10 protein-coding genes are annotated in these 26,728 nt (G+C 57.0%); 8 read left to right on the top strand and 2 right to left on the bottom strand.

The genetic code is table 11. The features are described from left to right. The first annotated feature begins 352 nt into the window (after nucleotides 1-352). Nucleotides 353-1,441, top strand: a complete 1,089-nt coding sequence (locus ACZ5AL_RS11005) for a hypothetical protein (protein WP_464510418.1) — start codon at nucleotides 353-355, stop codon at nucleotides 1,439-1,441. Between the two features lie 268 nt (nucleotides 1,442-1,709). On the opposite strand, the gene ACZ5AL_RS11000 is transcribed toward ACZ5AL_RS11005, so the two are convergent. After that, nucleotides 1,710-4,985 (bottom strand): S41 family peptidase, encoded by a 3,276-nt coding sequence (locus ACZ5AL_RS11000; protein WP_464510417.1) that lies wholly within the window; start codon nucleotides 4,983-4,985, stop codon nucleotides 1,710-1,712. 714 nt (nucleotides 4,986-5,699) lie between these two features. On the opposite strand from ACZ5AL_RS11000, the gene ACZ5AL_RS10995 reads away from it, so the two are divergent. Beyond that, nucleotides 5,700-8,294 (top strand): zinc-dependent metalloprotease, encoded by a 2,595-nt coding sequence (locus ACZ5AL_RS10995; RefSeq protein ID WP_464510416.1) that lies wholly within the window; start codon nucleotides 5,700-5,702, stop codon nucleotides 8,292-8,294. A gap of 185 nt (nucleotides 8,295-8,479) precedes the next feature. Here the strand turns inward: ACZ5AL_RS10995 and recQ are convergent, their stop codons facing one another. Next, the gene (gene recQ, locus ACZ5AL_RS10990) at nucleotides 8,480-10,276 is read right to left on the bottom strand and encodes a DNA helicase RecQ (protein WP_464510415.1); all 1,797 of its coding nucleotides are present in this window, start codon (nucleotides 10,274-10,276) and stop codon (nucleotides 8,480-8,482) included. Between the two features lie 496 nt (nucleotides 10,277-10,772). Here recQ and ACZ5AL_RS10985 point away from each other — a divergent pair, with 496 nt between their 5' ends. From ACZ5AL_RS10985 to ACZ5AL_RS10960, 6 genes are all read left to right on the top strand, one after another. After that, nucleotides 10,773-11,954 carry an FHA domain-containing protein gene (locus ACZ5AL_RS10985; protein ID WP_464510414.1) on the top strand — a complete coding sequence of 394 codons (1,182 nt, stop codon included), beginning with the start codon at nucleotides 10,773-10,775 and terminating at the stop codon, nucleotides 11,952-11,954. A gap of 156 nt (nucleotides 11,955-12,110) precedes the next feature. Continuing rightward, nucleotides 12,111-14,279 (top strand): serine/threonine-protein kinase, encoded by a 2,169-nt coding sequence (locus ACZ5AL_RS10980; RefSeq protein ID WP_464510413.1) that lies wholly within the window; start codon nucleotides 12,111-12,113, stop codon nucleotides 14,277-14,279. Between the two features lie 270 nt (nucleotides 14,280-14,549). Continuing rightward, nucleotides 14,550-15,677, top strand: a complete 1,128-nt coding sequence (locus ACZ5AL_RS10975; protein WP_464510412.1) for a CsgG/HfaB family protein — start codon at nucleotides 14,550-14,552, stop codon at nucleotides 15,675-15,677. 199 nt (nucleotides 15,678-15,876) lie between these two features. Then, the gene (locus tag ACZ5AL_RS10970; RefSeq protein WP_464510411.1) at nucleotides 15,877-17,190 is read left to right on the top strand and encodes a CsgG/HfaB family protein; all 1,314 of its coding nucleotides are present in this window, start codon (nucleotides 15,877-15,879) and stop codon (nucleotides 17,188-17,190) included. 68 nt (nucleotides 17,191-17,258) lie between these two features. Beyond that, nucleotides 17,259-25,511 carry an Ig-like domain-containing protein gene (locus ACZ5AL_RS10965; protein ID WP_464510410.1) on the top strand — a complete coding sequence of 2,751 codons (8,253 nt, stop codon included), beginning with the start codon at nucleotides 17,259-17,261 and terminating at the stop codon, nucleotides 25,509-25,511. A 35-nt stretch (nucleotides 25,512-25,546) separates the two neighbouring features. Next, a complete protein-coding gene (locus ACZ5AL_RS10960; protein ID WP_464510409.1) occupies nucleotides 25,547-26,716 on the top strand; it encodes a hypothetical protein in 1,170 nt (389 codons plus the stop codon). Nucleotides 26,717-26,728 lie beyond the last annotated feature (12 nt).

Raw genomic sequence — 26,728 nt, 5'->3', positions numbered from 1 at the left:
CCAATCTTTAAAACCACATAACCAAAAGTTAGCTATGCGCTACTAAGGTATTAGTATTTGCTTGGCATTGTTACTTATAGCCTCGCTTGTATTCATTGGTGCCACCAATGTGGCACACGAGGATGTGTCGTACGATATGGACATCGCGGCAACTACAGCCGATCAGCAAACCTATAGCTACAAGAGTGATATCGACATCTGTAATACTTCTATTCTCGGAAAAACAAGCTCGATGTGTTACTCCACCTGTGAGTTCTGTGCTTATTATCCTGAGCAAGGTGTTAAGTACACACATTGCGTGGGTGTAACAGGATAAGACTAAAACGACCCTTCTCAAATCACTTTCAGTCCAATGTCCATACGACGCACTCTTTCCATTATCATCAGCGGATGTGCCGTACTGGCAACCGTGTGGATGCTTGGCACAGCCCCTCAGCAGGAGTCGTCAAGTTTGGAGGAAAGCCTACCAATAACACAGATGGCAACGCCTTACCAAACACAGTCCGGGAGCGTGCCCCCGCAGTTCACGCAGCGGCCTCGCTCGCAGCCGGCCAGTGAGCGAACGGTTCGATCCGGCTCCTGGACCGAAGTTGGTGCCCACCGCCCATCGCTTACCAATCCACGCGCACTTCGCGCCTATCGGGGCGATGTCTTTTTCCGCGATGAGTCAGAGCACAAAGTGTATCGGTACACGCCCGATGGCGAACATGTGCGCACGTATGGAGAAGGGCGCGGCGTTGGGCCGGGCCAACACATGAACGTAAAGGGATATGGCATTGCATCAAATGACCAGGTGGTTGTAGGTGATGTGCAGGGCCGAAAAATCTCGGTGTTTAACGAAGATGGGACTGTGGAGCGCACGGAGCGCCCCGACTTTGACCTCATGCGACTGGGAGTTACGAGCGATGACCAAATCGTCACGTTGGCGGCACCTACTGCTGTACGGTTTCGATCTCTGATGGGAGGCGGCCATCGAGAAGGGGAGGACGTTGTGAGCGATCCATACAAGTGGATTGGCGTTTTAGATGGCGGTCTACGGGGTGACTCTCAAGGCGGCGCCATCCAGTTCTCATTCTACTATGGCTACCTGATTCGGTGGCATGGCAACGGTAGCATCGATTATATCCGCGAAATGATCGGTGATTACCCCCCTACGTCTACTGAACCGGCAGGCGCTACAAAACGCGCAGTGCAGAGCCAAATTCGCTTTCGAGTAAACGATGTGTCGATTCAGGATGATGAAGTCCATGTGCTGTTAACGTTTTTTGAGTCAGATGAGAATTCGCATATCGTAGATGTGTATAACTTGAGAAGAGGCACCTATCTGTACAGCTACGAACCGCCCAAGCCTTTGCGGAGCCTTGCCGTTTCGCGTGATCATATCATTGGTGGGCAGGACACCACCTTCGTCGTGTGGGATCGCAGCTCGGTTGCAGAGTGAGCGTATTGCTGGGCTTGACGGGCCAGACGCTACTGGTGGGGGCGTCTCGTAGTGTTCTGTCACACCTGAATCTTGGCGTGTAGCATGAGTTATCAACGCCATAGTCATCCCGGCCAAGGCGCCGCAGAGACGGGATCTCCGCTGTGCTCCTGATCCCGGGCTACAGAACGGCGCGATGTGAGTCGAACCCATAGCCGGGGACGTGATCGGTCCCCGGCGATCCTGAACGTACGCCTTCCTTGCGGTCAAGTGACACCAGTAGCACCACCTAATCCAGCGCACGCGGCGCACGGACAGGGGGATCCGGTTCGTCGATAACCGGATCCTCATCGGGCAGGCGGAGCATCGCTTCTTCGATGGCACGATCGAGTTGTGGGTCGTTGCCTTCGATCACATCGCGCGGCGTTTGCACGACGGGGATGTCCGGCGCAACACCTTCGTTTTCAACCGCCCAGTTGCCGTCTCGGTCGATGAAGCCGCCACGGGGCACAGTAAACGTACCGCCGTCAATGAGCGGTGGAGTGTCCCAGATGCCTACGAGTCCGCCCCAGGTACGGCGTCCGATGAGCGGGCCAATCTCCATGCGGCTAAACATGTAGGGGAGCAAATCGCCCCCGGATCCGGCTGCTTCGTTAATGATCATCACTTTGGGGCCCCACACGCCTGCACCTGGACTGGTGAAGGGCGTACGGTCGCCAATCGGGTTGTTGAAATACCCATGCAGCTCGCGCGCCATGATGTCAACCATGTAGTCGGCTGCCGAGCCGCCGCCGTTGAAGCGCTCGTCGATCACCATTCCATTGCGATCTTGCTGCGCAAAGTAGTAGCGATTGAACGACTCGTAGCCGGCCTGGGCAGTGTTCGGCACGTACACATATCCGAGTTCGCCGTCGGATTCTTCTTCGACGTAGCGGCGGTTGTCCTCGACCCATGCACGGGTACGCAGGCCGGCCTCGTTGCCAATGGGTTCGACCCTAATCTCGCGGGCCCCCTCTCGGGTGGGCGTATCGTTAACCAGCAGCGTGATGGTGCGTCCTACCGTACCGGCAAATGGCTGATACGGGTTCTGGTCGGTCGTCAGATCGCGCCCCTCTACCTCGATGAGGTAATCGCCTTCAGACACGTCTTGACCGGGACCGCGCAAGGGGGCATTCAGGTTGGGATTCCACTGCTCGCCATCGAAGATCCGGTCGATGCGATAGCGATCGCCGTCGGCCACAAGATCGGCGCCTAAGAGACCAGTGCCGGGGCCGTCGCCGTCGGGTACGTCGCCTCCGCCCACGTAGGTGTGACCGAGGGCCAGCTCGCCCACAACCAGTTCGAGCAGATAATTCAGATCGGCCCGGTGGTGCACATGGTCGAGCCACGGCTCATACAGATCGCGGATTTCATCCCAATCGAGGCCGTGGAAGTTATCCACATACAAGAAGTCGCGGTTCAAGCGCCAGGCTTCGTCGAAGATCTGCTGCCACTCTTGGCGGGGATGCACTTCCTTCTGCAGGTTAGAAAGGTTCAGCGCCCCATCGCCGGGTGAAGGAGGGTTGCCATCCGTCGGCACGATGCCCCACTGCCCCATGGCCATGTAAAGCGCCTGTCCTCCGGAGTGCGAGACGTCGAACTGCATGACGCCCTCCATGAACGGCTGGGCCTGTCGTGCTTGGAGTTGGTATCGATGAACACGCGTGCCGGGTTCGTTGGGTACCATCTCGCTAAAGAAGAGCGTGCCTTCTTGGGCGCTGTGCAGGCTGGTGTACATGCGCTCCGGCACATCCAGCGCCACGGTGCGCTGCGACAGCCCTTCCGGGTCGATGGTGACGCTAACTTCGTCGTTTTCTTCATCGGGAGCCGGGGGCTCGGGCGGGGCACCGCCCTCTTCGTCGCTACGAGGCAAGAGAGGCGAGGGCTCATCGGCATCGAGCACGGTGAGGTATACGCCCCGTTCGATGGGTCGGTCGTACGAGCTCATGTCGAGCCAGCCCGTGTTGAGGCCATAGTCGGTGCTGGCCAGGAAGTACAGGTACTTGCCGCTGGCATCCCACACCGGTGAAATGGCATCAGCCATGCCGTCGCTCATTGCAATGGATTCGTCCTCTTCGAGCGAGTACCCATAGACCGTGCGGAACTGGCTGTCGAGGCGCTTAGCGTAGGCAATCCATTCACCATCGGGCGACCACTGCGGATTGAGCGAGCGCTCGGGTGTGGCGTACAGGTCGCGGTCTACTTCGGTGAAGGCTTCGCTTTCGATGTCGAGCAGCCAGAGCGTGCGGTCGGCATCGGTAAAGAGTAGGTGCGACCCATCGGGTGACCATTGTGGGTTGTAGTAGAACGAGTCGTCGGGTAGGTCGATGGTGCGCAGGTCGCCACGACCATCCTGGTTGCCAATGTGCAGTGCGTATTCACCTTGGCGGTCTGAGAACCAAGCCATCTGTTCACCATTGGGTGACCAGGCGGGGAAGCGGTCGGCGGCCTCAGTGTTTTGCGAGATGTTGCGCCACGAGCCATGCTCGGTTGGTACCGTGAACAGGTCGCCCCGGGCTTCAAAGACGGCACGCACACCATTCGGCGAAAGGCCGGCGTTGGTGATGTACGGCTCCACCTCGGCCCAGTGCGTCTGGGTCCAGGGCATATCACCGCGGACATCAATTGCAAGGCGCGTGTGGGCTTCCGAATCAAGGTCGTAGCGGTGGAGGTAGCCGCCTTGCTCGTAGATAAGCGTAGAGCCGTCCACATCCAACTCTTTTACATCGAACTCGGTGTGGTCGGTAATCTGGGTGAGGGATTCGGTGGTCGTGTCGTAGGCGTATACGTTCATGACCATGTTGTCGGCCCGGTCGGAGAGGAAGTAGACCGTGTCGCCCTCCCAAACCGGACGCGTATCCACGGTTTCCTCGAAGGGGAGTTCAACGTGGTCGTAGGTGTCCATATCGAGGATCCAGAGCGGGTGTACCTGTCCGCCGCGGTAGCCGCGCCAGTGGTCTTGCCAGCGGGTGATGGGTTGGTAGACGAAGGCATCGCCCGCAGGGCTAAAGCCGCCCACATCGCCGCGAGGAATGGGGAGCGGTTCGGGCGTTACATCATCCAGTCCGATGGTCCAGAAGCGTGCGTAGGAGGCGGGGGCCGAGTCGCGGCTGGATGAGAAGACGACGCGGTTGTCTTCGGGGTGCCAGCCTTGCACCTCATCGGCACCGGGATGGTAGGTGAGCCGCTCAGGTGTGCCTCCGTCAACAGGCACCACGTAGACATCTGTTTGTCCGTTGTACCGGCCTGAAAAGGCGACGTAGTTGCCATTGGGGGAGAGATGCGGGTGCGAGGCAACCCCTTGAAAGCTGGTGATTCGTTCGGCGGAGCCGCCCTGGGTGTTCGTGCGCCAGAGTTCACCGGCGTGGGCGAAGACCAGGGTGGTACCGTGTACAGATGGATGTTGAAGCAGGCGTGCGTCTTCGTTGTCATTGGCCAGTGCGTCGGGTGCCGACAGGCCAAGCAGTCCAACAAGGAGCAGCACGCCGCTCCATACGAGCAGTCGGCGTGGGTAAGAGTTTAGCATAAGCAAAGTAGGAGTAAAAAGTGTTGTGTGATGGCGATAGTGGCCCGTCACCATGTTTGGTATTCGGATGGCGTCCGAGCGTCTAAACGGACCGGGAAAACTCTCAAATGTGTCATTGCGAGCGCAGCGACGGGCCCAGCCCGGAGCACGCCGAACCATCTCCTCGGCGTTCAGCAGGCGCTGGGCGATTGAACGGCCCTGCCCATTTCGGGGGAGATCTTTACTCACTGCGTTCGTCAGTCGCTATGCTCGTGTCAGGACTCCGCACCTGCTAGACGCAGTTGCTCCGCTCAAGATGACAACATAAAAACTAGGGCGTTGTCCACCCAAACATTGACCTGTGACAGGTACTGTGTCACAGTTGAATGTTAGGGCCCAAAATTGTCATCGCGAGGAGGGGGCGCTCGTTCGCTGCGTTTACAGCGTCTCTAGGCCTCCCCAATACGGCAATAGCATGAGGGAGAGTACAGCAACAGCCGTTTGTTTTATGTGGGGATGTGTACACCATACACATAAAAGAGGCACCGATGCAAAAGCGTTACAGAGAGGTTGCGCGCATAGGGTGTTCCCCTGAAGGTTCCAATTGGATTTTCATGATAGCGCTTCCGTTTTTGTGTACGCAACAGCTATGTTGTAGTGTTACATTGGCGCTTCCGCCCCACATTCCGGAGCGTTTTGTTGCCTTCACGAATTTGCGAATCTGTTTGACTGCTTATGTTATCTGCTGTACGCACACCCTTACTCATAACTGTACTGGTGCTGGCGCTCACTGGATGTGCTGCGCTGGGTCAGGCTGAGGACGAACCGGCGCCAGAACCCGATGAACCAGAGCTTACCGATGTGGAGGAAGCCGTTGAAGGATCGAAAGAGATGGACGGCCTCTTTACGCTGTATCGGGATACTACCGACGGGTCGCTGCAAATGCTGATTGAAGACGATCAGCTGGAGCAGGAGTACATTTACTTTACCTTCTCGGAGGAAGGAGCCCCCGGTACCGGCCACTTTCGGGGTCAGTTTCGCGACAACGAAGTGTTTCGGTTAGAGCGCGACTACGACCGCATCAAGTTTGTGAAGGTGAACACCTCTTTTTACTTCGATCCTGAGAATCCGCTGTCGCGTGCTGCCGACGCCAACATTGCACCGGCTACGCTGGCTTCGCAAACCATTGCCGCCGATGACACCACCAACGGCGGGCGGTACCTGATCGATGTGGATGGCGTATTTTTGAGTGAGGCGCTGCATCAGGTGAAGCCCAGCCCCTCGCCCATTCAGTTTCCAGGCATGTTCAGCATGGGTAACCTCGACCGCGAGAAAACGCGGTATCGGGAGGTGAACAGCTATCCAGAGAATACCGACATTTCGGTAGAGTATGTGTTTACAGACACCTACCCACAGTCGGGCGGAGGCGATGCCATCACCGATCCGCGTGCAGTAGGGGTGGTGGTGCAGCACAGCTTCTTGAAGATGCCCGATAACGACTACGAGCCACGCTTCGATGACCAACGCGTGGGGTACTTCATGCAGCAGGTAGACGACCAGACCTCGACCGATGTAACGCCCTATCGCGACATGATTAACCGGTGGCACCTGGAGAAAGAAGATCCGGATGCTGAGTTGTCGGAGCCCGTTGAGCCGATTGTGTGGTGGATCGAAAACACGACGCCCGAAGAGCTGCGCCCGCTCATTCGCGATGCCACGCTGGCCTGGAACGAAGCGTTTGAGGCAGCTGGATTCGAAAACGCCATCGAGGTGCGTCAGCAACCCGACGATGCCGACTGGAAATCGGGCGATGTGCGGTACAACGTGTTGCGGTGGACCTCCTCCCCGCAGCCTCCATTTGGCGGCTACGGTCCCAGCTTTGTGAACCCACGTACGGGCCAGATTCTTGGCGCCGACATCATGCTGGAGTTTGTCTACCTCACCAACCGCATCCAGCAGCAAGAGCTGTTTGACATTGCTGGACTGCCGGCCTGGGCCCAAACTGTGCTCGACACCGATCATGACCACGACGAGCACACGGGCATGACACCCTCCGAATACGATGGCTGCTCAGCCGGTCTCGCCATGCAGCAAAACATGCTGACCGGCATGCAGGTGTTGGAAGCGCAGGGTGCCTCCGAAATGGAAATCACCGATTACTTCGAGCAAGCGCTCTACTACCTCATCATCCACGAGGTGGGACACACGCTTGGCCTGAACCACAACATGCAGTCGCACAACCTGCTCTCGCCCGAGGAGCTTGAAGACCCGAGCGCCATCGCCGAGCAAGGACTCATTGGTTCAATCATGGACTACCCTGCTGTCCACCTGACCGACGATGTGTCCACGCAAGAGCATTTCTTCATGGATCACGTCGGACCGTATGACATCTGGGCCATTGAGTTTGGATACGACCCGGATCTTGATGATGAGGACGCGCGTGCGTCTCATCTCGATCGCTCCACCGAGCCTGCGCTGGCCTTTGGCAACGACGCCGATGACATGCGCGCGCCCGGACAAGGCATCGACCCCCGCGTCATGATCAACGCCCTGTCTGACGATCCGATGACGTACAGCGAGCAGCGTGTTGAGATCATCGACACAACGATGGACGATCTGCTCGACATGTATAGCGATCCCGGCGAAACGTACGAGCCGCTACTGAACGCCTACATGATTCTGACGGGCGAAATGTCAAACGCCATGAACGTCGTGTCGCGCTATGTCGGCGGGGTTTATCGCGAACGCGCTGTGGTGGGTCAAACCGACGCGACGCAGCCCTACACGCCGGTTCCTCGCGATGAGCAAGAGGCGGCTCTTGAAACGCTGCGCACTCATCTGTTTGCCCCTGATGCCTTTGATGTGCCCAATGAGATCTATAACTATCTGCAGCAGCAGCGTCGCGGGTTTGATTTCTTTGGGGGTACCGAAGACCCGAAGATCCACAGCCGTGCGCTCAACATGCAGCGCATCGTTTTGGCGCACTTGCTTCACTCCACCGTGCTCAGGCGCATGACCGATTCGCGTCTGTACGGCAATGAGTACCCGGTAGCCGAGTACATGGACGACCTCACCGATGCCATCTTTGAGGACGATGCTACGACCAACGTGAACACGTTCCGTCAGCATCTGCAGGTGGAGTATGTAGACCGCCTCGCCTCCATCATTGACGACGAAGAGGGCGTGTTTTACGACTACATTGCCCGTTCGGCAGCGCTGCGTAGCTTACAGAGCATTCAGGATCTGCTCGATACGCGCCCGGCAGGCAATGCAGAAACGCAAGCCCACACCGCGCACCTGCAACGCCTGATCGACAACGCGCTGGACTAACCCGGTCAGTCAAAAAGAGCACATAGCGTGAACGTGCTGCTTTTTTGATAGCCCGCCTTCAGCTTCGTGCTGGGGGCGGGTTTTTGTGTGTCGGGAGATGTCTGCGTGTGTTTAGAAGACAGAAAAGACCAAACCGTACAATAAAGCAGCTTGCGTGGATGGTTGATTCGGCTCACAGATGACTCTTAATCACCGGCAAAATAGCGGTCGAGTTTGACGGTGCCTACGCCGTGTAGGTCGGCAAAGCCCGCGCGGGTGGTCGGACGCTCGCGCACCATTGCGATGAGCGTGCGGTCGGGGAAGACGACGTACGGGGGGACGCCCTGCGACTGTGCCAGTTCAGTGCGTTTCTCTCGCAGCGCCTCAAACAACGCCCGCGCTTCGGGAGTGTCGGGCAAGTCAGGAGCATCTGAAGACGAGCGGCCATTCCCTGCCGATCGCGTTTGCTTCTTCGTGTCCTTGCGAAGCTCGACGGTTGCCTCCCCCTGTAGTACGGATTCGCACGCTGGGGTGAGCTTCAGCGCGCCGTATCCGCTTACATCGACGGTAAGGAAGCGGGCGGCCACAAGCTGACGGATCACCGACTTCCAGCCCTTCTTGTTGAGTTCGTCGCCGATGTCGTAGGTCGAAAGGCGGTCGTGACCGTAGCGCCGAATCTTTTCGGTGTTGCGGCCCAAGAGCACATCCGTAACGTGCCCCGCGCCGAACTGCTGCCCGGTGCGGGCGATGCAGGAGAGCACCTTCTGGGCCGCCACGCTGCCATCCCACGTGTCGACCGGATGCAGGCATGTATCGCAGTTGCCACACGGCTCGGGGGCTTCTTCGCCAAAATAGCGCAACAGCACCTGGCGGCGGCAGTCGGTCGTTTCGCAGAACCCCAGGAGCGCATTCAGCTTATGGCGTTGTGCCCATGTGTGGTCGTCGCTCGCCTCGCTGCGATCTAAAAACTGGTGGAGGCGCACGATATCTCCATAGCGATAGGTCATCCACGCGTTAGCGGGACGCCCATCGCGGCCTGCGCGTCCGGTTTCCTGGTAGTAGGCCTCCAGCGTAGAGGGCGGGTCGAGATGCGCAACGAAGCGCACATCCGGCTTGTCGATGCCCATGCCAAAGGCAACCGTAGCTACTACCACGAGACCATCTTCGTGCAGAAACCGCTGCTGATGGTCGCTACGCATTGTATCCGACAGGCCCGCATGGTACGGTACAGCGCGGATGCCCTGCTCGCTCAGCCACTCGGCGGTGCTTTCTACCTTCTTGCGCGTGCGACAGTAGACGATGCCGGCCTCGCCTGCGTGCCGCTCTTCGATAAAGCGGCGCAACTGGCGTTTAGGGCGGTTTTTGCGCGTAACGGTGTAGCGGATGTTGGGGCGGTCGAATCCGGTGACAAAGAGCGCCTCTCTGTCCAGCTTCAGCCGGTTGAGCAAGTCGGCTTGTGTGTCGGTGTCGGCCGTGGCGGTGGCTCCGATGAGCGGCACCTCGGGGAAGCGGGTGCGCAGATCAGCCAGATCGAGATAGTCGGGGCGGAAGTCATGGCCCCACTGCGACATGCAGTGCACTTCGTCAATGGCAAAGAGCGCAATGGGAGCGCGGTCGAGCAGCTGGGCAAACGACGGGTGTGTGACCCGCTCGGGGGCCACATAGAGCAGGTCGAGATAGTTCTGGCGCAGGGCATTGCGAAGCTGGTGCCGCTCTTCGTACGACTGTCCTGCATGCAGGCAGGCCGCTTCGACACCGACCTGCTGAAGCGCGGCGACCTGGTCTTGCATCAGCGCAACGAGTGGCGATATAACGATGCCTACGCCGTTGCGAAGGAGGGCCGGGATCTGGTAGCAGAGCGACTTCCCGCCGCCGGTAGGCATCACCACGAGCGCATCATCGCCGCGGGCAACACGGCGGATGATCGGCTCTTGGGAAGGGCGAAACGAGTCGTATCCAAAAACGGATCGAAGAACCTGGCGGGGCGAAGTGGCTGTGGCCATGTGAGGCGGGGGAGAGTACGTGTGCTGATAGGTTGTCTTTTGGGCCGTTTATGTGCTAGCAACAGCAGCGCCGTTCGATCGTGTAGGTACATGTGGTGTGCTACGTTTTCAAGTGCTATCTACACGGGCATGAAAAGAAGCCTGTCCGCCTTCTAAAGGCAGATGCGCGTATATAAACAGCCCTGCATACCGGGATCATGAGAAAGGGGGGAAGCAGCGTAGAGGTGCAATCCAACCCCTCGTTCTTAACTTTCTCGTGCGGACGTTGCATATCAGCGATACAACACGTTCTTTGTTTCGCACATACGTTGCTGAACGTGTACCAGCGTGTCAGTAGGATCTATGGAACGTTAGCCCGTATGCAGCACACTGCGTATTTGTTGGCAGTGCGCATGCCCGAAGCAATTGCGTTGTCGCGTGGCATCGCCGTGTGTTAGCGAATACGGTTGCTTGATGCATCATTACGTCGTTTAACTGTCTCAACCGCCCACTGTATATGCCTATCAAACTTCAAGTTGTTCGGGAAAACGATGCGGATAAAGAGCCTGCCGACTACCTCTTTGAGCAAGATGTGATTCAACTTGGCCGATCTAGCGATAACGACCTAACGCTTCCGGACCAAGAAATCAGTCAGCATCATGCCGAGGTTGTTCAGACCGATGGCGAGTACAAGCTCCGCGACTTAAACAGCAAAAACCACACGTTCGTGCATGGGCGCAAGCTCGAAGAAGGAGAGATGTACACGTTGAAAAGCGGCGATGTGTTTTCGCTGGGAGGATTCCAGGTGGAGTTCGTTCCGCTCTTTATGCCGTCGTCGGAGCAAACGGCCCTTGCTGATGAGTCGGATGAAGAGCCAAATCCATTCGAGCGGCATGCGCGCGAACTTAAGCGGGCGTTGCAAGGTATGGTGGAAACTTACACCTATGCGCCCCCCGACATACGCGACAGTGAACTGAAGCGTACCCTCACCGAAGTGCTCGACAGTCGTGTAAGTGGCGCAAGGGTGGGCGAGCATCGCGTGATGGAGCATTTTGTGGACATGGCAACGGAAGACGCGCTAGCGCCGTCCGCCGATGCTACAGATGCTCCCGCTGTTTCCGATACCGAGTCGGTGCCAGCGCATGTCGACGACGTGCTAGAGGTGCTTCTTGAAGCTGTTGCCCGGATGACAAGCATTCCGCGCAAGTTCTGGCGTGAGTTTAGCGGAAACACAGTCGTGCATCCTCCTGAAAAAGCATTCTTGCAAGCATCGAGCGTAGAAGAGCTTCGTCGCCATTTGCTCGACGATGCTGTATCAGATGCCGATCGTGCGGAGCGCATCAAGCATTTGCAAGAGGCCGTAGATACATTGGTGTGGCACGAGGTGTCATTGCTTAGTGGGTATAAAGCGGCTGTAGGTGAGGGAAGTGATGCGCTGATTGATCATCTGAGCCCTGCTGCAGCATATGACCATGCCACCGGCGAAGGCATCTTCACCAAAGTCTTTGGCAGTGGCGATCAGGCAACGCCCATCAAGGCGCTGTATCGGCGTTGGAAGCTGCTTAATGAAAAGTCGAAGAGCGAAATCGAAAAAGAACTCTTCCGTCCGGCGTTCACCGAGGCGTATCTCGACCGGATGGCCGACTCATGGGGCGTGCAGAAAGACGAAATTACGGAAGTGCGTTCTGATGACACCTGACCGAGGCTTGTCTGTATACTTTTACACTCACCCGTTTACGTAAACTATTGACGCCACACCGCAGCTTAGCGGCTGCCCAATTGCTGCGCCGGTTACGTTGAGGCCGTACGTGGCGTAGCACAAACAGGGTAGCCCTACTGCAGTAAATCACACGTTATGGATGATGCCGCAATCGGACAAGTTGTTGATGGATATCGGATCCAGCGCGTCATTGGGCGCGGCGGCATGGGGGTGGTCTACGAGGCAGAAGATGTGAACCTGTCGCGCCCTGTTGCGATCAAGCGCGTGAACCCGTCGCAGGCCAACCGCGACATGTTCTTGCATCGGTTTCGGGCCGAGGCGCGTGCGCTAGCCCGTATCGACAGTCCGCACATCGTGCGCGTGTATGCCCTTCGAGAAACCGATATTGGATTGCTCATTGTGATGGAGTATGTGTCGGGTGGAACGCTCGAAGACCGTGTGCAAGATGGGCCTATGCCCCTCGATGCAGCGCTTCCGCTTCTTAAGCAAATGCTTACCGCCTTTGCAGATGCTCACAGCGCAGGGGTGATCCATCGCGATATCAAACCGGCCAACATCATGCTTACGCCGGATGACGTGGTGAAAGTTACCGATTTTGGTATCGCCAAAATGCGTAAGCAAGATACAGGTAAAACAGTAACGCAAGGCGGGCAGGGAGGCACGCTCAAGTACATGTCGCCTGAGCAGATCTCAAACATCTCCGAGGTCGATTACACGAGTGATGTGTACGCATTAGGCATGGTGGCGTATCAGATGCTGGTGGGCCGGCTGCCATTCAGCGAAGAAGAGACGGACTTCGACATCATGCGCAAGGTGGTCGAAGGCAAATTGCCGCCACCTTCTGAGTATGCCGAGGACCTTCCCGAGGAACTGGTCGAACTAATTGTTACGGCGACGGCGCAACGCCAAAAAAATCGCTATCAGAGTACCGATGAAATGATGGCGGTTATTGAGAAGTTTGAGGCGCAAGGCGCCGCTCCTGAGCCGACATTGCCAGGCCCCCAACTGCGCGCGAACGATGAGGAATCACCTCCAGATCCAGAGTTTGAGATAAACACGTCTGTTGCCACAGCCACATCGGTGCCCGATACGAGCGATACGCCTTCTGCCGAGGCCGACCAGAACGGCGCACAGGCGGGTGCTCTTGAAGGGGCATTGGAAGACGATGCAGACGATTCCTCAAAAGAAGCGGGGCTGCTGTCGCGTTCAAGGCTCTTTGGGGGCGTAGCGGCGGCGCTGCTGCTTCTGGGCGGACTGTGGTGGGCATTCGGAGGCACGGGGGGGGCCAGTGGTAGCCTTACAGTAGCCACCGACCCCGAGGGGGCCACGGTGTTTGTAGACGGCGACTCTGTGGGTACAACGCCTCTATCTGACGTCGGATTAGCTGCTGGATTTGCGAATGTGCGGATTGCAAAAGAGGGGTATACAGCTGTAGATACCTCCTTCACGGTTGAAGATGAAGCCTATGTGCTTGAAACCATCACACTAGAAGAGGCCGAAGTGCGATTGGGGATTCGAACCAGCCCGCATGAAGCCACGGTGTTTGTGAATGACGAGTCGATTGGCCAGACTCCTCTTGATGATGAGGTGCGTGTGTCCGCAGGCACCCACGAAATACGCATAGAAAGACAGGGGTACGTTCCGTATGATACTACACTAAACGTATCAAGTGATGAGGGGGTGGTGAGTATATCGGCCGCGTTAACCCGTGAAGAAGCCGACGAAGCGACCCCCTCCCCTACTACAGCAGATGCTGTGCCCCCAGGCGCAGATTCGCCTGATGAGTCCCCTGCTGTTGATTCGCCTGACGAGACAGAACCCGAAGACGCCTTTTCAACGGTAACTGTAGAAGCCCAGCCAACCGGCACCATTACGATTGACGGGGTTTCGCATGAGGGGCAGGGGCAGTTTGAGGTGGTCGCTGGTACGCACGAGGTGCGGTGCACGCATCCCGAGTATGGAGACGTAACAACCACAGTACACCTGCAGCCCAATCAGACCGACGCTCTGCAGTGCTTTTTTGAGCACCCTGTTGTTGTGAATAGTGAGCCCTGGGGCGCTGTCTGGATTAATGGAGAAAGCACTGGAGAAATAACAGCAACAGACAGAATGTATCTACCACCCGGAGATCATGACATTCAAGTTCGGGTTGAGCGTGAAGACCGTCTTCTAAATGGAGGAACGGTGCGGGTTTTGGAAAGAGGCGAAGAAGTAGAGCGCGACACCTTTTCCGGGTACGATTATACCGTAACGATTGAACCGGCATTTGTGGAGACCGAGCATTTAATCACATTTGTTGATTAAATAGGCACACAAAAGGGGCGTTAACATTGTCATTGCAAGGAGGGGCCGAGACATGCCATCGTACGACGGCATGATCGATGTGCACGCCTGATTGGCTACGACAATCCAATTGGTTGTACTGGAGGGTAAAAAGGGAAACGCAACAATCCCCAGCAAAAATAAGCGTAGTTGCTGTAACACATTTGCGCTTTAGGCGCGTCCCCACTGGAAATTTTGACTTCTTTTTCCGTAATTGTCTTTAGGTAGACCATGAAGCAAGAGGTGCCCGCTATGAAAACAAACACACGCTCTGCAATTTTTCCCTTATCGCTCTGCTCGTACGTAGTAGCCATGCTTCTTATGGCTGGGCTCATGGGGCTCCTGGCTGCTCCAGTTGGAGCGCAGGACACCACCGAGCAGCACGACCTATTGGAGGAGGCCAAAGATGAGTACCTCTTTGCCGACTATGATCGGGCAATTGAACTCTTTTCTGAGATTGCGTACTCAGATGCGTACGACTCAGAAATGCGTATCGAAGCCTTTCGGTATCTTGGACGCTCACACATTGCCAAAGACAATGAAGAAGAGGCACGCGAAGCAATGGCTGCGCTTATTGAGTTAGAACCTCCAATTGTTGAGCTAGATGCCGACGAAGAGCCGCCACCGCTCATCAACATCTACTATGATGTGCGGAGTAACGTGCAAGGCAGTTACGAAGTTGAACGAGCCGATCCGGGCTTGCAAACTCTTGCCGTCATGGACTTTGCAAATAACTCGATCGATGACCGCGATCGGTTTGAGGGGCTTAGCAAAGGTCTTCCGTCTATGATGATTAACTATATGAATGGCGGAGTCGATCTTCGAGTTGTTGAGCGCGAGCGCATTCAATGGCTGCTCAACGAGATCGACTTGCAGAGCGATGCCTCTGTGGTCGATCAATCCACAGCTGTGCGCACAGGCGAACTGCTTGGCGTAAACGCTGTCGTGTTCGGTAGCTTCATCGTACATGAGGATGACATGCGCCTGATGGCTCGTGTTGTAGAGGTAGAAACAGGCGAGATTATCCTGGGTGAGGAAGTGACAGGCGAGGCAGATGCCTTCTTTACACTCATCGAAGAGCTCAGCAATAAGGTGTCTGGGTCAATTAATGTAGAGCTTGACGCACGCGACGCCGAAGAGCCAGCAGGCACCCAAGAAACCAACTCGCTTGAAGCCATGCTCGCCTATTCCGAAGGACTTCAGCGGTTAGAGTCAGGCGACTATCAGGGCGCATTCGACAAGTTCATGGAAGCAACGACTCACGATGGCGATTTTGCCCACGCGGTGCGAAAAGCCGAAAGCCTGCGCCCCGTGCTTGCTTTGAGTGGAAGCCTCCGCGACGAAGACATGTCGCTGATGCTGCATCCATTCATTGACTGAAGAATCTCATCCAGCTTTTCTCGTTCGGTAAGCGAAAACGAGAATTGCTAAGTTGGAGTTGCTAAGGCAAAGAGAGGGATGCGGTGGAGGACCGTAGAAGTGACTGCAGTCCTCCACCGTGGGCCCTTTTCGGCCTATAGGAAAAAACAGGCCAGAACAGGTTCTGCGTTCGGTCATCTGCTCACCTCCCCTATGAATTATGTTTACGTTGCTACGCGGCGTTTTACACAGTATGGTTGCCCTCGGCGTGGTTGTTGCCATGGGGGCATGTGCTACGTCGGATGTATCATATAGCACGGATCCTGCCGATTATGCTTCGGAGGAGCAGGCCCTGCAAGAACGCCTAAGCGAAGACCCGTCTAATGCTGAGGCACTGCGCGACCTAGGGGTGATTTACGTGCGTACCGAGCGCGACCCGCAGGGCCGCGAGGTGTTGCAGCGCGCACACGAAGAAGACGATACCGACCCGAAAACGCTCTTTTACCTGGGCATAGCGAACGAGCGTACGGATCGCCTCGATGAGGCCCTCAATCTTTTTGGAAAGTACGACCAGGTGCCTAAAGAATCGCGCTACCGTAGCCTGATGGAGGGACGCTACGAGTCGATGGTGCGCAAGCAGGCGCGCGACGAACTGAGGGCACTTCTCGATGATGAAGAAGACCTTGCCGACGTCGCTCCCTCCATGGATGTTATGGCCGTCATGCCGCTTGGATATCGAGGCGTGTCCGAGCAATACGAGCCGCTGGGGCGCGGGCTGGCAGAAATGATGATTACCGATCTGGCTCAGATAGAAGCCCTGCGCATCGTAGAACGCATTCGATTGCAAGCGCTGCTTGATGAGTTGGCCCTTGCTGAAACCGACTATATCGATGGGGATACCGCGCCTCGTGTAGGAAAACTGCTAGGCGCTGGGCGGCTCCTTGGCGGCTCCTTTCGGGTTACTCAAACCGAAGACATCCGCATGGATGTGGCGATGGTTACCCTCGATGGGGAAGATGCGCCCGATATGCCTACCCAGGTGGGCAGTTTAAGCGACCTGTTTGAACTTCAGAAAGAGCTGGTGGCACAGGTGCTTGATGCCCTTGATGTAGAGCTAACATCTGAAGAGCGGGCGGCCTTCGAAGAGCCTCCTACCAATGACCTGAATGCCTTCTTGGCGTTTAGCCGCGGCTTGCAGGAGGAAGACCGCGGCAACTTCGAAGCGGCCGCACGGCACTATCAGCAGGCACAGGTGCTGGATCCCGCATTTGAAGCTCCCGCCGCTCGCCAAGAATCCGTTGAGTCGATGAGTGCAGGCGGTGGCACCGCCCAGAACGCACTTTCCAACGCGGTCCGGCCTACCGGCGAAGAGTTGGCGGCGCTTCTGCTCCAACAACGTCTCAATAACATGGGACGAGGGCACCTGCCCATAGACGACCTAATCGACGAAATTCAGCGCACACCAGGTACCGATATAGACGTTCCGCGTGATGAGTTGCCGCCTCCGCCTGATCCCCCAGCCCCAGCGCCCTGAATGCTAAACCTTAATGCTCCGCCGTTCGTCAAGCGGTTTGTGCTTGTCTTCCAAACCCCTCGCTCCGTATGTCTTGGTTGTTACGCTTTGTGCTCGCTCCATTTCGTGTAAGCGGCAGCGCATCAATACGGGTGCGCTGTAGACAGATGCTGTGTGCTGGACTGCTCATGGGGGTCCTGTTCATGGGGGCGCATCCAGCCTCTGCCCAAATTTTTGTCGATGCCAACTCACCAGCTGGGCTTGGCGATGCTGATGGAACGTCGTGGAACACCGCCTACCCTGAACTGACGCTTGCGCTCGAAGCGGCCGACGAAGAAAGCGAGATTTGGGTCGCGCAAGGCACATATACCCCGCCAATTGAAGACGAGACAGCTCGCGATTCCTCCTTTGTTATCGATGAATCCATAGAAAGCGTCTCAATCTATGGCGGATTTGTGGGCAATGAGACAAGCCTCGATGACCGTCCCACTCCGGTAGATCCGACGGCTACCATCCTTAGTGGCGACATCAACCAGAACAGTACGCCAGATGGTAACAGCTATCATGTGGTTATCTTTGATCAAGTCTTCTTACCTCGACTAGATGGATTTACAATCCGTGGAGGCCAGGCCAACGGCACTGCAGAAACCCAACCCGATCTTTCCCAGAGCGTCGGTGGAGGCATTGCCTGTGTGCGCCGTTGCTCTCCGCGGCTCGAAAATCTGATTATTGAAGACAACATTGCCGAAGAAGCCGGAGGCGGTGTCTATCTAGCGTCAATAGGTGAATCAGGAGCCCAGGTCTCTCCCACAATGCGCAACGTGCGTATCCGTGGGAACGAAACCAACGGCCAAGGCGGAGGACTCTTCGTGCGTTCTGATAACCAAAACACCGGGACTCCGCCGACGAATGCAGGGGTGACCGCAGGCAACTTGGTGCTAAGTGGCAACCGGGCCGATCAGGGGGGCGGACTTTACGTGGAGGTAGTGGGCAATGGAACGGGCGGAGGCAGTTTGATTAATGCCACCGTTCATGGCAACTACGCTGAAACGGAAGGGGGTGGGGTGTACTATGAGATGGAAGAATCCACGTTAGGGGGGGTAGCTTTCTCTGTAGAGCAAAATATCATCGCTGGAAATGATGCAGGCGACAGTGCCTCACAGGTTGGCGGCACGGCAGATCCAGAAGCAGGGTTCTTCTTTACACACACGCTCATCGAAGGAGCGTTCGAGTTCGAGGGAAACGCATGGGACAACGACCTGGGTATCAACGACGGCAACAACATAGACGGCGCGCCTTTCTTTCTCGAACCTATCGATGCACCAGCAAACAACGCCCCAACAACAGCAGGAGACCTCCGCCTGAACTGGGCCTCCGCCGCCATAGACCGCGCTGATGCCGATCTGTTGCCAAACGACCCAGGTGAAGGAGGCCCTTTCCTGCCTACCGACATTGATGGTAACGACCGCGTACTTGGCGATGACCTCGACATGGGAGCCTACGAAGGTGGGCGGGCTCCGATGACAGAAACCGTGTTCGTTGATGCGTCTGCTTCCCTCCCGGCCGATGGGGGCACATGGACCTCGGCGTACACAAACTTGCAAGATGGACTCCGCGCCGTACGTAATGCCCGAGCCGGTGCCTTCGACCAGAACCTGGATCCAGAGGATCTAAGCACGCTGCAGGTCGCGGAGGGCACCTACTACACTTCCGAAAGCCGCATTGGCTCCGACGAAGACGCCGGGCAGGCATACGACCTGTTTGTGATGCCGGGCGGAACGGTCATTGAGGGCGGATTTGCAGCGGGCGGTGGCGAACGCGACCCCGAGGAAACGCCCACCGTGCTGAGTGGCGCCATTGAAAATCCAATGGATGAGCTTAACAGCTACACCGTAGTCGCCATCTGGAATAGCAATGTCGTGCTCGATGGCTTTACCATTCAAGAAGGCCAGGCCAGCAATGTAGAAGGCGACGATTTTGAATCCAGTGCGGGTGGTATCTTCGTGGGCGTTGACCCCGATCTACCTGAGCCCGACTGGCTCACCGATGTGGAGCTGGTCAACCTCACACTGCGGAACAACGAAGCAGCTGGCGAAGGAGGCGGGCTCTTTATCGAAGGAGGGTCACCCATTGATGGCCACGAAGTTGACCTGCAGTCTATCGCGTTCGAACGGAATCAGGCGGGCGGCCCCGGTGGCGGGCTCTATGCGGGAGCATCAGCCTCGGTATTTGGCGAAAACCTGGTCTTTATCCAAAACACAACGACAGCCTTTGGAGCTGCTGGGGCAATTGTAGGCGGCTCAGCAATCCTGCAACATGTAACGACTTTCAACAACGAACTCGAAGGGGGCGCGCTCAATGGCAGCGCGTTCTTCGTAGACGGCACAACTTTTCCTGGGGATGTAGACGTATCCGGCACAACTTTTCCTGGGGATGTAGACGTATCCGGCACCCTTGATCTGTTCAACAGCATTGTTTGGGAAGCCGAGACCACTGAGGATGCGTTAGTAACCGATGATCTGGGTACGACCAATCTGGAAGCAAACCTTGTGAGCGGAGGCGAGGGTGCGATATCAGGCGATGATGTGGCGCTCGAAGCCATCATTGATGCGGACCCGCTATTCGTTAGTGCAGAGAATGAAACCGTAGCTCCCACCGATCTGCAGCTCAACTGGGCCTCGCCCGCTATCCGACAGGGCAGTACCACGCTGGAACCAGCAACCGTAGAAGATTTTGGCGGAACAGAACGGGAAGCCGTCCCCACGTTGGGGGCGTTCGAGGGGGGCGCTGCTCCCTCAACCGATGGGCCCTTCTATGTGGATGCAACAGCCAGCGATGATACCGGCGGAGGCGACTGGAGCAACCCCTATCAAACGCTGCAGGCCGCTCTCACCGCCATCTCTAACGCTCAATTGAACAGAGCGCTTGGCTTCGACGAAGTCGCCGAAGTATGGGTGGCAGAGGGTACCTACACGCCTGCAGAGGGACCTGGCTTGGAGGCAACTGCAGATCCTACAAAGCTAAGCTTCTTTGTTCCAGAAGCTACACACATCCTGGGCGGATTTAGCGGCACCGAAAGCAATGCCGACGAACGCAACTCCGATCCAGCTACCAATAACACCGTTCTTAGTGGCGACCTCGGCAACGGCGAAAATAGCGAGTCAGTCGTTCGCATGGAGGTCTTCGATCCCGACGATCCTGATATCGAATCCGCCGCCCTGCGGAGCCTGACTGTCGCCGATGGCCGTCTGGTCGACCCGATGGCATTGGATCCTGAGGAACTGCAAGTCGAGTCACCACAGGCTGCCCCGATGCTCGATATGCAAACCGGTAGCGGAGAGGCCTTTGCAGCAGGAGTTTCCATTGTGGAAGGAGCGCCTCTGCTAGAAGATCTACGCATCGTAAATCACGAAAGTGAGGCCGAGGAAGACATAGGTGGTAGCGCAGCTGGTCTGTACTGTGGAGACTGTAGCGCCACCTTTGACTCCATCGACTTTGAGAACAATGTAACCCAGTTTAATGCGAGTGCAGCATTGATTACTGCTTTTAACGAAGCATCGGTTACCCTGCGCAACATCCGCTTTGTGGATAATGAAGCCGTCGTAGATGGGGCAACCCTTGGGGTCAGTGGTGCAGCTGACCTTGATGTTGTACTGCATAACGGGATTTTTGAGTCCAACATCGCGGCCGGCGAGCTTGCAAACCTTGCGATCGGTGCAAGCGAGGGGACGACAACCGTTGATATTGCAAATACGCTTTTTGCTGATAACACGTCAGGAGAAGCAGGAGCCGAGGGGCTTCTCGTTGCCACTGGCACGTTGGTCGAAGGCGAGGGTGCCGTTGATGTTGACCTTGCCCAAACCACATGGCGTGCCAGTGACAACACCAAACCGCTGCTGGATGTAGACGTCGGCGAAGGGTCTGAGATAACAATTGCCAACAGCATTCTGGCCGGAAGTACCCAGGCCGTTGCTACAGAAAACGCCTCCTCTGAGAATGCCACCACTATCCTCTCCAGTCTCGTCGAAAACGGATGGGAAGGTCCGGGGAGTGACATTATCGACGACGACCCGCAACTCAACACAGAAAACCGCCTGCTTGGCAACTCGCTCGCCATTGATGCGGGCGATGGCGACCGAATCCCTGCCGATGTCCTCGACCTTGACGACGACGGCGACACTACCGAGCCGCTTCCTGTCGATCTTGATGGAAACAGTCGCGTCCTTGCCGATGCAGTAGACCTGGGCGCCTTTGAAGGCGGTGCGACTCCGCGAGCCCTTACCGACGATGCGACCGATATTGGTTTCGAGGAGGCTACCCTCAATGCCACCATCAATCCGTACAGCGAAGATGACGTAGCATACGCGTTTCGGGTAGAGGCTGTTGGGGAGTCGCTCCCTCCGCAAACGATTGAGGCCGGGTCGTTCTCTGGAAGTGAAAACGAGACCGTCAGTGAAACGGTAACGGACTTACTGCCCGACACCGAATATCAGTATCGAATTGAAGGCACAAATCAGAGCGACGACACCTCTACGGGCCCATGGCTGACCTTCACGACCAATGAGGCCCTCCTCCCCACTGCAGAATCTGCCTCTTATACTGTGGATGCCGGAGAAACCACAACAATAGAAGCACCGGGTATTCTGGAGAATGACGACCTGGGCGAACCCGAAGCAGACCTTACCACCATTACCATAGATGAGAACGACTGGGCGCCCGGTGATGCGATTGACTTCGCCGGCGGCACGCTTACAGTCAGTGAAGATGGCAGCTTTACTGTAGACAATCCAATGGATGCCGGTGAGGCCACCTTTGACTACACGTTGCAAAATATCGAGGGCGAGAGCAGTGCTACTGTCACCGTCGATGTAGCAGCCGATCCTCCTGAAGCCGACGATGACGCCGTTATCACCGATGCCAATACGCCTGTCGATATTGATGTCTTCGATTTTGTGATCAGCGTAGGCGGCGGTCTCGACCCGGACGGATTGAATATCGAAAGTGGACCGGATAACGGGACGCTCGAAGACACTGAGGAAGATGGCGTTGTCACCTATACACCCGATACCGATTTCGTCGGGGAAGATGCCTTCACCTACACGGTAGCTAGCATCTTTGGATTGATTTCTGCCGAAGCGACGGTCAACATCACGGTAGAGGGAGACGCCCCAGTCGCCGAAGCCATCTCCTTCGATGCCGATGTCAACGAGACGCTCACGGTGGACGCACCCGGTATCTTAGAGAACGATAACCTGGGCAGTCCCGAAGCCGAACTCACGACGATCACGATCGGCGAGACCGATTGGAATCCCGGCGATGCAATTGACTTCGCCGGTGGTACGCTGACGGTGGAGGCAGATGGCAGCTTGACGCTCGACGATCCAACGGAAGTAGGCGAAGCGACGTTTGACTACACCATTGAAAACGACGCGGGCGAAAGCACCGCCACGGTCACGATCATGGTAGAGGGAGACGCCCCAGTCGCCGAGGCCATCGACTTCGACGCCAACGTAAACGAGACGCTCACCGTGGACGCACCGGGGATTCTGGAGAACGACGCTCTGGGCAGCCCCGAAGCCGAGTTTACGACTATTACTGTAGGCGAGACCGACTGGAGTCCCGGCGACGCAATTGACTTCGCCGGCGGCACGCTGACGGTGGCCGAAGATGGCGCCTTCACGCTCGAAGATCCTGCCGATGTGGGCAGCTTCGACTTCGACTACACCATTGAGAACGCCGCGGGAGAAAGCACGGCTACGGTCACAATTGATGTGGCGGGCGATGCGCCAGTCGCCGAAGCGATCGGCTTCGACGCCAACGTAAACGAGACGCTCACCGTGGAAGCGCCGGGCATCTTGGAGAACGATAACCTGGGCAGCCCAGACGCCGAACTCACGACGATCACCGTAGGCGAGACCGACTGGAGTCCTGGCAACGCGATTGACTTTGCGGGTGGTACGCTCACGGTTGAGGTAAATGGTAGTCTGACGCTCGACGATCCAACGGAAGTAGGCGAAGCGACGTTTGACTACACCATTGAAAACGACGCGGGCGAAAGCACCGCCACGGTCACGATTGACGTAAGTGGCGATGCGCCGGTAGCCGAAGCTATCGACTTTGAAGTCGAAGCAGGGGCTACCTTGTCTGTTGAGCCTCCTGGTATTCTTGAAAATGATGACCTCGGTATCCCAACGGCTGAACTGGCTGGTCTTACGCTAGATGGCGATACCGCCCCATTGGAAACCGATCTGGACTTTGCAGGAGGCACCTTGAACGTGGCGCCTAATGGCGAGATCACTCTCACTGAGCCCACTGAAGAAGGAACGTCTTCATTCGAGTACACGATTGAAAACGAGGCAGGTACGAGTACGGCTGTAGTTGCAGTGACGGTAACAGAGGTCGCATCTCCCGCACCCGTTCCGGCTACGTTGGCAACAACTGCGGTAGGGGTTGAGGGCATTGAGCAACAAGTGGTGGTGGAAAACACCGGCTCGTCAGAAGTCCCTGAACTGAGTGGATCGTTAGAGTCCGAGGAGCACTTTACCCTGATCGATGAGGGAGGCGACGGCCCGTTGCAACCCGGCGACTCGCAGGCCTTTACCTTGGCCTTTACGCCACAAGAGGCCGGCGTCCAAACGACCCCCCTGACCGTCACGGCTGATGGGGAGGTCATCTCGATATTTGACCTGGAAGCGAAAGCCATTGCCGTTGGTGTGGCTGCTGAAGACGCCATTGCAGGCGAGTCGGCCAGTGTGACGGTCTCGGTATCCGATAACTTTGAGGAAGAGGATGTACAAGTATTGCAGGTCCGACCTGCAGGAACAATATCATACGACTCCGTGACGCTCACAGCGTCGGGCGACAACGAATGGACGGGAAGCGTACCAGAAGAGCTGGTGACGCCTCAGGGACTTGATGTGTTCGTTGAGCTTACCGATGAAACGGGTCCGGTTGTTTTTCCAGAAGCCACCGCCGAACGCGCTGCCAACGCGCCGCTTCACCTGCAAGTTGATGTGCCCTCGGTTGCTGCAGGAGGCGATTTTGCACCCGAGCAATACCGCATGGTCTCACTTCCCATCCAGCTCAATGACAACGCGTTAAGCGATGTGCTGGCCGATACGTATGGTCCCTACGATCCCGATGAGTGGCGCTTCTTCCAGTGGCAGGCCGATGAAGAGACCTATGCGGAGTTTCCCGAAGTAGATGATGTTGACCGCGGTAATGCCGCGTGGCTCATCACGCGGTCGGGCGAAGGCTTCGAAGTTGCTGACGGGCAATCCATTGAAGCCGATGCGCCTTTTGAGCAGACGCTTCAGCCGGGCTGGAACCAGATCAGTACCCCCTTTGGCTTTGCTGTCAACTGGAGTGATGTGGATGTGGCGGATACTGTGGAGGAGCCTGTAGCCTTCACCTCTGCCACAGAGGACGGCTCCCCCGAGTATGTCTACAATCAGGAGCAACTTGTGCCGTGGGAGGGCTACTTCGTGTTCAACAACGACACCAGTCCGGTTACGCTTACCATCCCCCCCGTTGATGCCACTGACGAAGACGAGCCAGCCGCCATTGCCCAGACCTCTCTTGATTCGGACGATACAGACTACACGGTGCAGGTAACCGCTGAAATGGAGGAGGCTGGTCTCCGTCATACGCAGACGTTCTTCGGGTTTGATCGAGGCACCGCCGATACGCCTACAACCTTTGTCGCTGCGCCTCCAGTTGATCCGCATGTGCAGGTGCGTGTTGGGGAAGACGAACCGAAATATGCCGGGCATCATGTCCCGCGCCCCAGCGATGGATATGCATGGAACCTTGAGGTGTCGGCCACCTCGGGCGGTGCGTTCCAAACAGATCAAACGGTGCGCGTGCGGCTCCACGAGGAAGGTGCACTACCTGCTGACTTTGATCTGTACCTGTTCGATCCAGAGGCTGAAGCGCCTGTGACGCTTCAAAACCAGCGCTTTGACGTGGAGCTGCCCAGCGGCACCACCTCGCGCACGTATCGCGTTGTGGTTGGAGATGAAGCCTACGCTGAGCAAGAGGCCGATGGGATCCCTCTAGAGGCGTATGAAAACGAGCTGCATGTCAATTACCCCAATCCGATGACCGAGGAAACGACCATTGAGTACGAACTGGGGGCATCGGGATCGGTGGATATCGACATTTATAACATCTTGGGCCAGCGCGTCCGGCGCCTGGTGGATACCGACCAAGACGCGGGGTTCCACACCGTCCGGTGGGATGGACGCACCGACGGCGGGCAGCGCGTGGCCAGCGGGGTGTACTTCATCCGCCTGCGCACCGGGGACTTCACCGAATCGCGCAAGGTCACCGTGGTGCGCTAAGCCTTCTCCATCTTCCTGTTTGCTGATAGTGTGCTATGAACGGATTCGGCTTTTCCTTTACTGAATCGGCTACGGGGTCGCTGCTCCAGTGGGTAGCGACGGGCCTTGTGTGCATCGCGCTTTTCGTGGGAGCAAAAGGCCCTGCCGCACATGCCCAATCGCCCGACCTGGGCCTCGGCACGTCCGATCGGCCCGTTGAAGTCTTTGTCGCTCCGCTGTATCAGCAAGTGAACGATGATGAGGCCGACATTTCTTCGTTTAGCACGCGCGTAGGGGCTACCGTGCCTCTGGGCGAGCGTACCACCGTACGTGGACACATCAATTACGCGCAGCTTACAGCCGAGAATCAACCCACGGTGAGCGGGCTGGCCGATGCGTATCTGAGCGCCTTTCACACCATCCCGTTTGAATCCAGCCAACTGGTCGTGAACGTAGACACGCGGTTGCCTACAGGCACACAAGAGCTTACGTCCGAAGAGTTTGCAACCACCGTGCTCACCAGTCAGCGTCCCTATCGCTTTGCGGTGCCGGTGCTTGGGCAAGGATGGATGGTGGCGCCTGGGATCACATGGGTGCAGGTTATGAGCGACCGAATGAGCCTCGGAGTGGGCGCGTCAGCACGCTATCAGGGGGGATATCGACCTACCGCGAACAGTGCCGAAGACTATGTACCCGGGAATGAAGGGGAACTCTCGCTGGGTATCGACTACCGGCTGAACGACATTTCTACGCTGGCGCTCGATCTGTCGGGGACGTACTTTGGCACGGATACCGAGGGCGACTTGGATCGGTTTGAGGCCCGCTATAACGTGTCAGCGCGTGTGCAGTATCGGTGGGCACCCACCTACCATGCATTGCGGATTCAGGCCCGCTACGAGAACTGGCCCGAAAGCCGATTCGTACCGGTGTTGCTCACGCAAGACGGTTTCGATGAAGGCGAGCCCGTCGGGCAACAGGTGCTTCCATCCGTGATGAGCATGGCCGTTGGATACACTGCTCGGGCCTCATCACGCGTGCACTTAGGCGGACGCGTTGACGTGCATCACTATGCCGAAACCACCCGCTTCGATGCCACAACCGTTGCCCGCGTGCAGGCCACGCCGCGCTTCCGGTTCGATCCGGTACGCCTCACGCCCAATGTATCTTACACGCTGGGCGACTTCAGCGGATTTGAAGCCGGGCTGCGAACGACGGTTCAGTTTTAAGGGGCCTTTGTC

This window comes from Natronotalea proteinilytica, assembly GCF_055379935.1.
The sequence above is the reverse complement of the archived record's forward strand: the minus strand, read 5'-3'. Positions and strand labels throughout refer to the sequence as shown.

Bases quoted from the DNA above. Each gene is read 5' to 3' on its own strand.
- ACZ5AL_RS10970 (WP_464510411.1), top strand. From the start codon at position 15,877: ATGTTTACGTTGCTACGCGGCGTTTTACACAGTATGGTTGCCCTCGGC.
- ACZ5AL_RS10960 (WP_464510409.1), top strand. From the start codon at position 25,547: ATGAACGGATTCGGCTTTTCCTTTACTGAATCGGCTACGGGGTCGCTG.
- ACZ5AL_RS10985 (WP_464510414.1), top strand. From the start codon at position 10,773: ATGCCTATCAAACTTCAAGTTGTTCGGGAAAACGATGCGGATAAAGAG.
- recQ (WP_464510415.1), bottom strand. From the start codon at position 10,276: ATGGCCACAGCCACTTCGCCCCGCCAGGTTCTTCGATCCGTTTTTGGA.
- ACZ5AL_RS10980 (WP_464510413.1), top strand. From the start codon at position 12,111: ATGGATGATGCCGCAATCGGACAAGTTGTTGATGGATATCGGATCCAG.
- ACZ5AL_RS11000 (WP_464510417.1), bottom strand. From the start codon at position 4,985: ATGCTAAACTCTTACCCACGCCGACTGCTCGTATGGAGCGGCGTGCTG.
- ACZ5AL_RS11005 (WP_464510418.1), top strand. From the start codon at position 353: ATGTCCATACGACGCACTCTTTCCATTATCATCAGCGGATGTGCCGTA.
- ACZ5AL_RS10965 (WP_464510410.1), top strand. From the start codon at position 17,259: ATGTCTTGGTTGTTACGCTTTGTGCTCGCTCCATTTCGTGTAAGCGGC.
- ACZ5AL_RS10995 (WP_464510416.1), top strand. From the start codon at position 5,700: ATGTTATCTGCTGTACGCACACCCTTACTCATAACTGTACTGGTGCTG.
- ACZ5AL_RS10975 (WP_464510412.1), top strand. From the start codon at position 14,550: ATGAAAACAAACACACGCTCTGCAATTTTTCCCTTATCGCTCTGCTCG.